Consider the following 12,423-nt stretch of genomic DNA (forward strand, 5'->3'; position numbering starts at 1 on the left):
CCAGCACGGATCGGTGCGCCTGCCCGCCGTCGCCCGGCCGCGAGCGCTCGTAGCCTTCCTCGTGAGCGTCCTCCTCGTCGGAGCCGTCGGAGTGGGCGTGGGAGCCTCGCTCCGATCCGCCGACGACCTCGACGCGGCGGCCGAGCAGCCGCCGCCCCCGGTCGAGGTCGAGGTGGAGCGGCGCTCCATCGAGCCGCCGCGGACAGTGCAGGGCGTCGTCGACCCGGGTGACATCCGGACCGTTCCGTTCGCGGGCATCAGTGCACCCGCGGTCCTGCCCTACGTGACCGAAGTGGGGACACCGCAGGGCGGGGTCCTCGCCAGCGGGGGACTCCTGCTCGCCGTCGCAGGCCGTCCGCTCCTCGGGCTGCGGGTCACGGCTCCGCTGTACCGCGATCTGCACGTCGGCGACTCGGGGCCCGACGCCGAAGCATTCGAGGTGGCGCTCAGCGCGCTCTCCGACGCCGACTTCGCTGTGGACGGCACCGTGACCGAGGCGACCGTCGCTGCCGCCGACGCGCTGTGGCGCGAGCGCGGCTACCGGCTCCCGACCGAGACCGTCGCGTCACCTGAGGGCGGATCGTCGAATCCGCGTGCGACGCCGGCTCCCACTGCCACGGCGCCCTCCGCCGCGCTCACGAGGCCTTTCGTCGACGTGACGCAGATCGTGCAGCTGGAGTCCGACTCGGTCTCCGTGCTCTCGGCGCTCGCCGTGGGAGCGACCGCGACCACTGCGGAACCGCTCGCGGTCCTCCAGACGAGCCCCCGGCGCATCGTCGCCCGGGCGACCGTGCTCGACGCCGAGGCGCTTCAGGCGGGGACGCCGGTCGTGCTCCACGCGGACGGCCGGCCCGAGCGATCGGGGACCGTCGCGCGACAGGGGGACTTCGTCGCCGCGGACGGTACCGCGGGGAGCGCCGCCGGCCGCGACCTGTTCCTCGACCTGCCCGCGGACTGGGCCGATCTGGGCGACAGGGCGTCCGTCGTGGTCGCCGCGGCGACGGCCGGAGCCCCCGTCCTCGCCGTCCCGCTGACGGCGGTCAACCGGGCCTCCACCGCTCCGTTCGTCGTGGTCGGCCGGTCCTCCCGATACCGGACGGGCGAGGAGGTCCCCGTGACAGTGCTCGGAGTCGGAGACGGCTGGGCACACCTCGACGAGTCGACGGGACCGGCCGAGGGCGACATCGTCGTGGTGACGCCGTGAGCGGGCCGCTGCTGTCGCTGCGCGGCGTCGGCCGCCGCTATCCCGGCGGGGGATCAGCGGGCGCGCTCTCGGGGCTCGACCTCGACGTCCGTGCGGGGGAGTTCGTCGCGATCGTCGGACGCTCCGGCGCCGGCAAGTCGACGCTGCTCAACATCCTCGGGCTTCTCGACTCGGCGGACGAGGGGGAGTACCGCCTCGCAGGCGTCGACGTGGCCTCGCTCCCGGAGCGGGAGCGCGACGCGCTGCGGTCCCGGACCTTCGGCTTCGTGTTCCAGGACTCCTTCGTCCTGCCGCGGGAGACGGTCGCCCGGAACACGGCGCTCCCGCTCCGGACCCGCGGAGAGCGGACGGGGGACCAGCGCGACCCGGTCGCGCAGGCGCTGGAGGGCGTCGCGCTCCTCCCACTCGCGGATCAGCGCGCGGGCACGCTCTCCGGAGGCGAGCGGCAGCGGGTCGCGATCGCGCGCGCCGTCGTCGGCCGACCGGCCGTGATCCTGGCGGACGAGCCGACCGGGAACCTCGACTCCGCGACCGCCGATGCCGTCCTGGAGGTGCTGTCCGCGCTGCACCGCGCGGGCGTGACGATCGTGCTCATCACCCACTCGCCGGAGGTGGCAGCGCACGCCCAGCGCCGGCTCCGCCTCGAGGACGGACGAGTGGTCGACGACTCGGGTGCGGTGCCGGACGCAGACCAGGGCGCGGGTCTGTCCGCTGCGGACTCCTCCGAGGCGGCACAGGGCGCCACCGATCCGTCCGACCCCGCCCCTGCTGCAGCACCGCGTCGCCGCCGCGCTCCGCACCTCGCCGACGCGGTGTCGTCGCTCCTGCTCTCGCCCGCCCGGACCCTCGGGATCCTCGCCGCGTTCGTCCTCGCTGTCGCCGGGCTGGTGACCTCGGTCGGGATGAGCGCGGCCGCGGCGCAGCAGATCTCGGCACGGCTGGACGCCGCGGCCCTCGATCAGATCACGGTGCGCCTCCCGGCCGAGACGACCCTGCCTCAGCTGCGGGAGGCGGCGTCCGACATCGGGGGCCTCGAGGGAGTGGAGGCGGCGAGCGCCCGCCTGACCCTTCCGGCGGCGGTCGCGCACCCGGAGCGCTGGGTGGCCTCCTCCGTCGTCGCCACCGACGCTGCGGTGGTCGCCGTCGACCGGGCCTTCCTCGACGTCGAGCTCGTCACCACCCGTCCCTCCGCCGCTTCCGAGTGGCTCGACGCGGTGGACGGAGGTCCCGTCGCCCTGCTGGGCGCAGGAGCGGCGGCCGATCTCGGGATCCCCGTCGGCAGGACGGGCGACACCGTCCGGATCGCCGGGACGCCCGTGGTGGTCGCGGGCTTCGTCGAGTCCTCCCAGCGCGATCCGGCGCTCGCGGAGTCGATCCTCGTCTCGCTGACCGACCTCGAGGTGCCCGCCCGAGCCGAGCCCTCGGTGGTCGCCCGCACCGCGCCCGGCCGGCCCGCCGCGATCGCCGAGTCCGTGCCGCTCGCCGTCGACGCCGCCCACCCCGAGCGCTCGGTCGTCCAGACGGTCGCCGACCTGCGGCTGCTCAGCCGGGGCGTGAGCAGCGACCTCGCCGCGAACCTCCTCCTGGTGTCGCTGCTCCTGCTCGTGCTGGTCTGCCTGACGAGCGCGACCTCGATGTTCCTCGCCGTCTCGGCTCGCACCCGCGAGATCGCGCTGCGGCGGGCCGTCGGAGCGACACGGTCCGACATCAGGGCGCTCTTCCTCGCCGAGGGGACGGTGATCGGAGCCGCGGGCGCCTTCTCAGGCCTGGCTCTGGGGGTCCTCGCGACCGCCGTCCTCAGTGCCGCGCAGGGCTGGACGCCGGTGCTCGACCCGCTCAGTGCCGCGGCGGGAGTCCTGGCCGGGATCGGAGCGGGCGCGGTCTCGGCCGTCGCCCCCGCCCTCCGGGCCGCGCGCATCGAGCCCGCGCTCGCCCTCCGCGCCGGATGACCCTCCGCGGACGGGCCGCCACTGGACGACCAGAGCGAGTGGACTGCGATGCAGGGCGAGCGCCCCCCGACCCTCCGCCGCTTCCGCCCCGGACGCCCGGCCGCACACGCAGAGGAGGGAGCGCCCGCGGGCACTCCCTCCTCCGTCACGACCGGTCGACCGGCCGCCGTGCGCTCAGCAGACGCGGGCCGGGTAGGCCACCGTCTGCGCGAGGGTCTCGGAGCCCGCCGTGGCGGTCACCGTCACCTGGCTGCCCGGCATGCTCGCCAGGCGGGTGGTGAACGCGGCCGATCCGCTCGCGCCCGCGGCCACCGCGGTGACCGTCTTCGAGCCGTAGGCCGAGGCCATCGCGACGTCGATCGGAGCGGTGCCGCCGTTCTTGGCGAGGACAGTCAGCACCGCCTTCCCGGCGACGCAGCGCGACGTCACGGTCACCGGCACCGTCAGCGCCGGGGCGGCCGCCTCGGGGACGACGATCTCGCCGATCTTGAGGAACGAGCCCGGCGTGGAGAAGGTCAGCTTCAGGCCGGTGGCCGAGACCGCCGCGAACGGGATCGTGGTCAACGTGCCGTTCGCCGCCGGAGCGACGTTCTGCGCGGTGGTCGGCTTCCAGGTGCCGTCCTCGGCGCGGTAGGCCACGCTCACCGACGCCAGGGTGCCCTCGGTGTTGGTGAAGGTGAGCCCGGCGACGCGGTGCGCCTCGGTGTTCGTCAGCGTGAACTCGGCGCTGCCGGCGAAGGTGCCGTCGGTCCAGGTCGACCAGGGGGTGCTCACGGTGCCGTCGCAGGCGTTCTTCGCGGGGAGGGTCGCGTACTTCGTCTGGCTGAACGACGCCGAGACCGCGGCTCCCGGGACGCGGCAGACGTTCGTCGGCGGCGCGGTGCCCCAGATCTGCACCTCCGAGACCGACTGCCACGTGTTCGCGGCGCTGGTGAGGTGCAGGCGGAGGCCCGTGGTGTCGGGCAGGGAGGACAGGTCGAGGATCGCCGTCGGGGCGGATCCGGTCGCGGCCTGGCTGAGGGTGTTGGCGACCGAGGAGGTCGTCCATGCGCCGTTCACCTGGTACTCGACCTCGATCCGCGAGGGCCAGGTGGCGGTCGCACCGTCCTTGTAGGTGCTGACCGTCACCGAGTCGAGGTTCTGCGCCGCGCCCCACGAGAAGGAGAGGCGGCTGTCGCGCGGGTAGCCGGCCGAGGACCAGTCGTCCCAGCCTTTGCCCTTCACGTCGCCGTCGATGAGCTTGCCGGCGAGGTCCGTGCGGCTCGAGACCGCGACGGACGCTCCGGGAGCGAGGTTCGCGATGCCCGGCTCCGCCACCTCGATCGTGCGGGTGAAGCGGCGGCCGGAGGAGAACCCGGCGTCGGCGGCGAGCGTGCCCGTCACCTGCACCGTGCCGAGCTCGGCGGGGCCGGGGGCGGCCCAGGTCACGGCGACGTCGCGGGTCGAGCCGTTGCTCGCGACCGAGACCGTCGAGGGGAGCGCGGCGGCGATGTCGGCGCCGCGGCGGACCTGCTTCGGCAGACGGGCGTCCACGACCGACCAGACGCCCTCGCCGACCCCCTTGTCGTCCCAGTAGGAGAGGTTCCAGCCGGACCCCCAGCGCGCCGGGTCCTCCTGAGCCGGATTCCGCATCTCGAGGCGGCCGTTCTCGCCGACCGTCATCGGGAGCCAGACGTAGGTCGAGTCCGACTTCCCCTCGTTCCAGCGGTCGCCCATGTAGACGTACTTGCCGGGAGCGAGAGTGAGGACGTTCGTCGACTGCGAGCCGAAGGTGGTCTTGCGGGAGTCGCCGATCGAGAGCAGGCCGTCGCCGCCCTCCGGGATCGCGTTGTAGGCGACGTTCTCGTTCGCGTCGCCCTTCTCGACTCCGCGGGTCCATGCGCCGAGGATCGAGTCGGCGGTGTAGTAGGTCTGCGGGTTCGGCGCCCAGCCGGTCGCCCCGGAGGCGATCGTGTAGTACTTGCCGCCGTTGGCGAAGATCGCGGGCGCCTCGAGGTGTCCGCACTCCTTCACGATCTGGAAGTCGGTGCCGCGCACCGGTGCTCCGGCCGCACCGTCGGCGAAGACGTAGGGGTACGTCCCGTCGGCCGAGTACTGGTTCGCGTCGAGGGTGTCGGTCGTGGTGGTCCGCTCGACGTTGGTGTAGTCGGCGTCCAGCTTCGCCACGTAGAGCGAGTAGTTCTCCTCGGAGGAGTAGGAGATGTACGCGGTGCCGTCCTCGTCCTGGAAGACGGTCATGTCCCGCGCCTGCCCGGGCACGGCGGAGGTGGTGCAGGACTTGTAGTCCGTGCGGTTGTAGAGGCGGTAGACGCCCTGGAGCGTGAAGGGCCCGGTCGGGCTGTCCGAGACGGCGACTCCCGCCATCGAGCGCGCATAGGTGCTGCCACCCGGGGTGATGCGGCCGTCGGAGTGCCACCACATGACCCACTTGCCGGTCTTCTCGTTGAAGAGGACCTTGGGGCGCTCGAAGATGGCGGTGTTCGGCGAGGCCTGCGTCGTGTCGAGGTGGTAGTCGAGCTCCGCGATGCGGTCGGCGCGAGGGGCTCCGGAGTCGTCGACGGTGTCGTAGAGCGCGTCGAAGTAGGGGGCCTCGAGGTCGGCCGGAGCCGAGACGCTGCGCAGCGCGGTTCCCTTGTTCTCCCAGTTGTGGCCGTCGGTGGAGCGGTAGACCGCGACTCCGGGGCTGTTCCAGTAGCCCTTCGTGCGGTCCTCGCCGTACCAGTACTGGACCTGCTGACCGCCCTCCTCGACGGTGACGATCTGGCCGCCGTGCGCCTGGATGTGGCGGCCGTCGGTGTCGTACCAGTAGGGCTGGAAGTAGCCGGCCGCGGTGCTGCCCGGGTCCTGCACCGCCGGGTAGTCGGTGTAGGTCACGGGCGTCGAGGTGCGCGGCACTCCGTCGTCGGGATCCGTGGCCACGGCGGCCGAGGCCGACTGCGCTCCTGTTCCCAGGAGTGCTGCGACGAGCAGCGCGGCCACCGCCGCGGCGGCCGTTCGTGGTCGAGACGTCATGCTGTGCTCCTTTGCACCGGGGACTTCGCGCATGTTCACGCAAACATCAGGCTTCCACGAGGCTCTGATGACGTCAACATCCGAATCCATTCGGTCGCCGGATACCGACGGCTGCGCGGGCCCGTTCCTCGCTGCTCGACCGTCCGGCGCGAACGCTCCGCCCGGTTGGAGGGCGCGCTCCGCGAACCGTCGATCATCCGGTGCCGCCCGAACCGCGACCGCCCCCGGGCCGGAGGGCTCGAGGGCGATCGGACGTGCGGTGCGGCCTAGCCGCCGACCGCCTGGCGAGCGCTGTCGAGCCCGCTCGAGAAGGCGTCGGCGGAGGAGACGTTGCCCGACTCCAGCTCGACCAGCGCCCCCGAGAGGGCGGCGCCGATCGCTCCGGTGTCCGGGCCGTTGACGAACGAGGGGAAGTCCTCGACCGAGCTCGCGACCACCTCGCCGATCCTCGAGTCGCCGAAGAACGGATCGGTGTAGGCGCGGACGCTGTCGCTCTGCAGGGCGGCGGTGGCGGCGGGGAACGTGCCGGAGGTGGCGAAGTGGTCCTCCTGGCCCTCCGCCGACATCATCGTCTGGATGTACTGCCACGCGGCCTGCGGGTGCTCGGCCCGCGCCGGGATGGCGATGACGCTGCCTCCCCAGTTGCCGCCGACTCCGGGGACCGAGGTGACGCGCCAGTTCCCCGCGGTGTCGGGGGCGTCGGTCTTGATGCCCTGGAGGATCCAGGACGGAGCGACGGTCACGGCGAACGAGCCGTTCGCCCGGCCGGGTGCCCAGCCGGAGGAGAAGGCGGCGATGCCGGCGCTGATCCCTGCGTCGTGGGCCTTCACGGCGATGTAGAAGGCGTCCTCCACCTGCGGGTTCGCGTCGTAGACGAGCTCGCCGTCGGGGGAGTAGTACTTCTCGGTGACCTGGTTGATCGTCGAGTAGAAGACGCTGGTCTCCACGTTGTCGACGAAGGGCTCACCGGTCGCGGCCGTGTACTTCTCGCCGGTCGCGAGGAAGCCGTCCCAGTCGCTCCAGAGCGCGGCGACCTCTTCCGGATCGGTGGGGAGGCCTGCCTGCTCGAACAGGTCCGCGCGGTAGGCGAAGCTGAGGCCGCCCACGTCGGTCGGCACGCCCACGACGGAGCCGTCCGCCGCGGTCGCCGCGTCCGCCGCCCAGGGCAGGTAGTCCGCTCCGACGTCGTCGCCGCCCAGCGTGCGCAGGTCGAGGAAGTTGGCGCTGTTCTGGACGAAGCGCGGGAGGTCTCAGGGCTGCGAGGATCTCGCGCGCTCGAGGATGGCCGCGATCACGGCGGACTTCGCCTCGGCGTAGTCGTTCCCGTCCTCCCAGCGCCGGAGGAGGAGAGACGCCTTCGTGCTGCGGTAGAGCTCGCGGTCGGCCGGGTCGGTGCGCAGCCGGTCGCGCAGGAGGAGGTACGCGTCGATCGCGGGATGACCCTCCTCGTAGATGTGGACGTGGGCGTCCCGTCCGGGCGTGCGGACGAGCCGGTGCCCGGGCTCGCGGGTGCGCAGGACGTAGCCGGCCGCGAGCAGCGGCGCGACGTGGTCCTCCTCCGCCGTGACGTCGGGCACGACGACCAGCACGTCGACGATCGGCTTCGCGGGCAGGCCCGGGACGGAGGTCGAGCCGATGTGCTCGACCCGCACGCCCGGGACGGCCTCGAGGATGCGCCGCCGGTGCTCCTCGAACAGGGCGGACCACTCGGGGTCGTGCTCGTGCAGGGCGAGCTCGAGCGGCTCCGGTCCACCGACGAGCTCGACGGAGACGACGTCGGGGCGGCGGGGGGAGCGGTGCGGAGTCACCGGGTCATCCTGCCAGGGGTGCCGCAGGGCGGGTGCGGTTCACTGGAGCCGTGAGCACCCTCCTCGTCACCGCGCACCCCGACCGCGACTCCCTCACCGCCGCCCTCGCCCGGCGGCTGCGGGAGGAGCTCGGCCCCGACGGAGTGGAGACGGCCGACCTCGACGCCGAGGGCTTCGACCCGCGGTTCGGCGCGGCCGACCGGGACCGCTACCGCGGTGTCGGCCCGGTTCCCGACGACGTCCTCCGCGAGCAGCGCCGGCTCGACGGCGTCGACCACCTCGTGCTCGTCTTCCCCGTCTACTGGTGGTCGATGCCCGCGCTGCTGAAGGGCTGGATCGACCGCGTCTTCCTCGCCGGCTGGGCCTTCGACATCGACCCCGTCCACGGCACGCAGCGCAGGCTCGGCGCTCTGACCGTCCACCTCGTCCTCGTCGCGGGGGACTCCGCCGGGACCTACGAGCGGCACGGCTACGAGCAGGCGCTGCTGACGCAGATCCAGCACGGGATCATCGACTACTGCGGAGCCCGGCGCGGCGGGGCCGTCTTCGTCCACGAGTCCGAGCGCGAGGACGACGCGAGCCGCAGGGCGGCGGTCGAGGACGCGGTCGAGCGGACCGTGGAGGCGATCAGGGCTGATCCGCCTGCAGCGCTCCGGTGACGAGGGCCTGCACGAGGGTGTCGGCGTCGTAGTCCGGATCGTGGGCGGCGCCGATGCAGAGGTTGCCGATGCCCTTGAGGAGCATGTAGCCGCTGAGACTCGACGCCGGGATCCGGGCGGGTCGTGCCGCCTCGAGCAGGTCGCCGCAGACGGGGACGAGCCGCTCCACGAAGTAGGCGTGCAGGGCGTCGGATCCGGCGCTGTCGCCCTGGAGCGCACCGGCGAGGCCGTGCTTGGTCACCAGGAGATCGACGAAGTGGGCGACCCAGGCCCGGAGGGCGGCCTCCGGAGTCGCGCTGTCCGCGAGCAGCCGTGGGCCCGCCTCCGCGCAGGCCTCGACCTGGTGGCGGTAGACGGCGACCACGAGCTCCGAGCGGGTCGGGAAGTGCCGGTAGATCGTCCCCATGCCGACGCCGGCCTCCGCCGCGATCTCGCGGACCGGCGCGTCCACGCCGGAGGCCACGAACACCGTCGCCGCGGCGGCGAGCAGTGCGTCGCGACTCGTCCGCGGTCGGCCGGGCGTGCGGGGCACACGGTCGCTCATCGGTTCTCCTTGCTTTTCGGAGCGGCGCTCCGTAATGTCTCCGAGCGCAGCTCCACCACGTTCCGGAGCAGCGCTCCGCAATGTTCCGGAGCAGCGCTCCGACGATTGTGCCAGAGCGCCGCCCCCCAGGAAGGATCCTCGTGCCCACTCCGCTCCTCGACTCCCTCGACCGCGTCGTCGGACCCGGCGCCCCCGTCGTCTCCCTCGCTCCGGTCGCGCTCGACGCCCCCGGCCGCCCGGTCCCGCTCGAGGTCCGCGTCTCGGCCCCGACGACGGGGTCGGATCTGCCCGTCGTGCTGTTCTCGCACGGCAACGGCTGGAACCTCGACGGCTACGCCCCGCTGACCGCCTTCTGGGCGTCCCGCGGCTTCGTCGTGATCCAGCCCACCCATCTCGACTCCCGCCGCAACGGCTTCGGCTTCGACCACCCGGTCTTCCCGAGCATCTGGACGGAGCGGATCGCCGATCTGACCCGCTCCCTCGACCGGCTCGACACCCTCGAGGCGGCCCTCCCCGGCCTCGCCGGACGGATCGACCGCGCCCGGATCGCCGTGGCCGGCCACTCCTGGGGCGGGCAGACCGCGCAGGCACTCCTCGGCGCCCGCGTCCTCGACGACGACGGCACCGCCGGAGCCGACCTCTCGGACGAGCGGGTCCGCGCCGGGATCCTGCTCGCGGCGACCGGGCTCGCCGGGGACGACCTCGCGCCGTTCGCCCGCGAGCACTTCCCCTTCCTGCGGCCCTCGTTCGCCGAGCTGACCACACCGACCCTGGTCGTCGCGGGCGACCGTGACCAGTCGCGGATGTCGCGGCGCGGCCCCGACTGGTTCACCGACGCCTTCACGCGCAGCCCCGGCGCCTCCGACCTGCTGACCCTCCACGGTGCGGAGCACTCGCTCGGCGGGATCGTCGGGGACTCGGTGGCGGAGACGACCGACGCGGACCCCGAGCGCGTCGCCGCGCTGCAGCGGCTGAGCACCGCCTATCTCCGCACCGCGCTCGGCGTCGATCCGCGGAGCTGGGGCGCCGCGCGGGACGCCTTCCGACACCACGGGGCCGCCCTCGGCCGGATCGACGGGAAGTAGCGGCTCCGGTCGACCCCCGGTGAGCACCGCCCGATGCGCGCGGTCCGCACGGCCGAGCGCGACCCCTCTCGATCCGTCGCGAACGGCCCGTCGTCGAGGGGCGGACGGGCCGTTCGCGACGGATGAGCGGAGCGGGTCCTGCCGTCAGCGCGGGGCGCGCAGCCCGGCGAGCGGGCCGTCGTGCAGCGGCTCCGTCTCCCAGCGGACGCGGGCGGTGCGGTCGGGAGCGAGCTCGACGTGCAGGCGGTGCGGGGTCTCGAGGAACACGACGTCGACCAGGACGCCGTCGCCCGAGGGTCCGGCGCTCGCCGCGAACGGCCCGTCGACGGTCCAGGCTCCCGCGCCGGGCGTCACCGTGAAGCGCTCGTCGCCCTCGGTCAGCGCGAGCGTCCAGCCGCCCTCGTCGGCCGTCACCTCGACGGCGTCGGGCCACGATCCCACCGGCGTGTAGCTCCCGGTCGCGGGGGAGGCGCCCTCGAGCGGGGGCAGGGCGAGCTCCGACAGCCGGTCGGCCAGTCGGGCGTCGGCCTCCGCCGTGGACCCTCGGCCGACGGCGGGGAGCAGGTGCTCCCAGGCGAGCGCGAGCAGCGTCTGCGTGTCCGAGGTCTGGCCGGTCAGCGCGATCACGAGCTCGTGCTCGGGCACGATCAGGCTGAACTGCCCGTACGCGCCGTCCGCGCGGTAGCCGTGCAGCGACCGCCAGAACTGGAAGCCGTAGCCCTGCTGCCAGTCCGGTCCGCCGTCCTCGTGGGTCGGGACGTGCGCGCGGGACGCCTCGGCGACCCATTCCGGCGAGAGGATCCGCCGGTCGCCCCAGCGCCCCTCCTGCAGGTACAGCAGTCCGAGCGCAGCTGCCGCCTCGGTGGTGGCGTGCAGCCCGCTGTAGCCGAGCTCGCGCCCCGAGTCGTCGCGATGCCAGGCGACCTCGCCGATGCCGAGCGGATCGAGCAGGCGCGGGCGCAGGTAGTCGGTCAGCGACTGCCCGCTCACGCGCTGCACGATCGCGGCGGCGGCGAAGGTGCAGGGCTGGTTGTAGGCGAAGACGCTGCCCGGCTCCTGCTCCGGCGGGAGGAGGAGGAAGCCGCGCACCAGGTCGGCCGGGTCCGTCTCCTCGGCGCGGTCGATCGTCTCGGCGGAGTGGCCGCTCGCCATCGCGAGGACGTGGCGGACGCGGATCGCACGCGAGCGCGGGTCGGTGATCTCGTCGTCGAGCTCGGGGAAGTACGAGAGGACGGTGGCGTCCAGGTCGACCAGGCCCTCGGCGACCGCGAGGCCGACGGCGGTCGCGGTGAAGCTCTTGCTCAGCGAGTAGAAGAGGTGCAGCCGCTCGGCCGAGTACGGCGCCCACCAGCCCTCGGCGACCACGTCGCCGCCCTGCACCACCATCAGCCCGTGCAGCTCGACGCCGGGAGCGGCCTCGACCCCGTCGACGAAGGCCAGCACTCCCTCGGCGTCGACGGAGCGGGCGGACGGGGTGCTTCTCGGCAGTGAGCGCGTCATCCTCCGATGCTACGACCGGGGCGGCACCGCCTCCGCCCGGGGGCAGGAGGCGGCGCCGCCTAGGCGGTCGGCTCGGCGGGGAAGGGGCCGAGGCCGAGCAGGAAGCGGAGGATCGCGTCGGCCGGCACGCGCAGGGCGGGGCCGGAGCCGAGCTCCCACTCCGCGTCGGTCGGAGCGAGGGTGCGACCGCGGACGGCAGCGCGGATCGCGAGCGGCGCCCGCTGCAGGCGGTCCAGGGCCACCCCGCCGGTGATGCGGGAGGAGAGGGCGAGCGGCTCGGGGGAGAGCGCGAGCTCGACGCGGACGACCTCGACCAGCTCGGCGACCGAGCGGGGACCCGCGCCCGCGCGGCGAGCGGAGGCGAGAGCGGCCAGGGCCGGGGCGATCTCGGCGGCAGGGGGAGGGGAGGAGGCCTCGCGGGCGCCCATCCGCGTCGCGAGGCGCTGGCCGGTGCTGCTCGAGAGCCGCACGACGAGCTCTCCGAGCAGGGCGTCCCGGGAGACGGCACTGGCCGCCTCGCCCTCCGTGGTGGAGGGGGAGGCGGCCAGGACGGCGAGGCGGTCGAGCCTCTCGGCGACGAGGGGGCGCCAGTCGTTGCTGACGCCCGTCTCGTCGACCGAGGGCCCGGTGCTCAGCGGCAGGAACCGCGACCAGTCGGGCAC

At 73.8% G+C, this 12,423-nt stretch carries 10 protein-coding genes; 4 read left to right on the top strand and 6 right to left on the bottom strand.

Translation table 11 applies throughout. The features are described 5' to 3' along the window. Positions 1-61: 61 nt before the first annotated feature. Both GSU40_RS04450 and GSU40_RS04455 read left to right on the top strand, forming a co-directional pair. A complete protein-coding gene (locus tag GSU40_RS04450; RefSeq protein ID WP_160033844.1) occupies positions 62-1,204 on the top strand; it encodes a hypothetical protein in 1,143 nt (380 codons plus the stop codon). After that, entirely contained in the window at positions 1,201-3,153 is a 1,953-nt protein-coding gene (locus GSU40_RS04455; protein WP_160033846.1) for an ATP-binding cassette domain-containing protein, read from the top strand. Before GSU40_RS04450 ends, GSU40_RS04455 begins: the two co-directional genes overlap by 4 nt. Positions 3,154-3,327: 174 nt before the next feature. Here the strand turns inward: GSU40_RS04455 and GSU40_RS04460 are convergent, their stop codons facing one another. From GSU40_RS04460 to GSU40_RS04470, 3 genes are all read right to left on the bottom strand, one after another. Then, positions 3,328-6,165 (bottom strand): family 43 glycosylhydrolase, encoded by a 2,838-nt coding sequence (locus GSU40_RS04460; protein WP_160033848.1) that lies wholly within the window; start codon positions 6,163-6,165, stop codon positions 3,328-3,330. A 266-nt stretch (positions 6,166-6,431) separates the two neighbouring features. Next, complete coding sequence (locus tag GSU40_RS04465; RefSeq protein WP_160036127.1) at positions 6,432-7,373, bottom strand: extracellular solute-binding protein; 942 nt, start codon at positions 7,371-7,373, stop codon at positions 6,432-6,434. A 42-nt stretch (positions 7,374-7,415) separates the two neighbouring features. Further along, the gene (locus GSU40_RS04470; protein ID WP_104283949.1) at positions 7,416-7,973 is read right to left on the bottom strand and encodes a GrpB family protein; all 558 of its coding nucleotides are present in this window, start codon (positions 7,971-7,973) and stop codon (positions 7,416-7,418) included. Between the two features lie 50 nt (positions 7,974-8,023). Between GSU40_RS04470 and GSU40_RS04475 the strand changes: the two genes are divergently transcribed. After that, on the top strand, positions 8,024-8,632 hold the full coding sequence (locus tag GSU40_RS04475) for an NAD(P)H-dependent oxidoreductase (protein WP_104324799.1): 609 nt from the start codon (positions 8,024-8,026) through the stop codon (positions 8,630-8,632). On the opposite strand, the gene GSU40_RS04480 is transcribed toward GSU40_RS04475, so the two are convergent. Further along, a complete protein-coding gene (locus GSU40_RS04480; protein ID WP_104227392.1) occupies positions 8,601-9,176 on the bottom strand; it encodes a TetR/AcrR family transcriptional regulator in 576 nt (191 codons plus the stop codon). The two genes, GSU40_RS04475 and GSU40_RS04480, sit on opposite strands and share 32 nt — an antisense overlap. A gap of 140 nt (positions 9,177-9,316) precedes the next feature. On the opposite strand from GSU40_RS04480, the gene GSU40_RS04485 reads away from it, so the two are divergent. Then, positions 9,317-10,261 carry a chlorophyllase gene (locus GSU40_RS04485; protein WP_244229593.1) on the top strand — a complete coding sequence of 315 codons (945 nt, stop codon included), beginning with the start codon at positions 9,317-9,319 and terminating at the stop codon, positions 10,259-10,261. Between the two features lie 144 nt (positions 10,262-10,405). Here the strand turns inward: GSU40_RS04485 and GSU40_RS04490 are convergent, their stop codons facing one another. Beyond that, positions 10,406-11,761, bottom strand: coding sequence for a serine hydrolase domain-containing protein (locus GSU40_RS04490; protein WP_160033852.1), 1,356 nt, complete (start codon positions 11,759-11,761; stop codon positions 10,406-10,408). A 59-nt stretch (positions 11,762-11,820) separates the two neighbouring features. After that, positions 11,821-12,423 carry a hypothetical protein gene (locus GSU40_RS04495; RefSeq protein WP_104234507.1) on the bottom strand — a complete coding sequence of 201 codons (603 nt, stop codon included), beginning with the start codon at positions 12,421-12,423 and terminating at the stop codon, positions 11,821-11,823.

Origin of the sequence: Rathayibacter sp. VKM Ac-2805 (assembly GCF_009834265.1) — a bacterium.
In the GTDB taxonomy this organism is placed as follows: Bacteria; Actinomycetota; Actinomycetes; order Actinomycetales; family Microbacteriaceae; genus Rathayibacter.

Bases quoted from the DNA above. Each gene is read 5' to 3' on its own strand.
- GSU40_RS04460 (WP_160033848.1), bottom strand. From the start codon at position 6,165: ATGACGTCTCGACCACGAACGGCCGCCGCGGCGGTGGCCGCGCTGCTC.
- GSU40_RS04480 (WP_104227392.1), bottom strand. From the start codon at position 9,176: ATGAGCGACCGTGTGCCCCGCACGCCCGGCCGACCGCGGACGAGTCGC.
- GSU40_RS04490 (WP_160033852.1), bottom strand. From the start codon at position 11,761: ATGACGCGCTCACTGCCGAGAAGCACCCCGTCCGCCCGCTCCGTCGAC.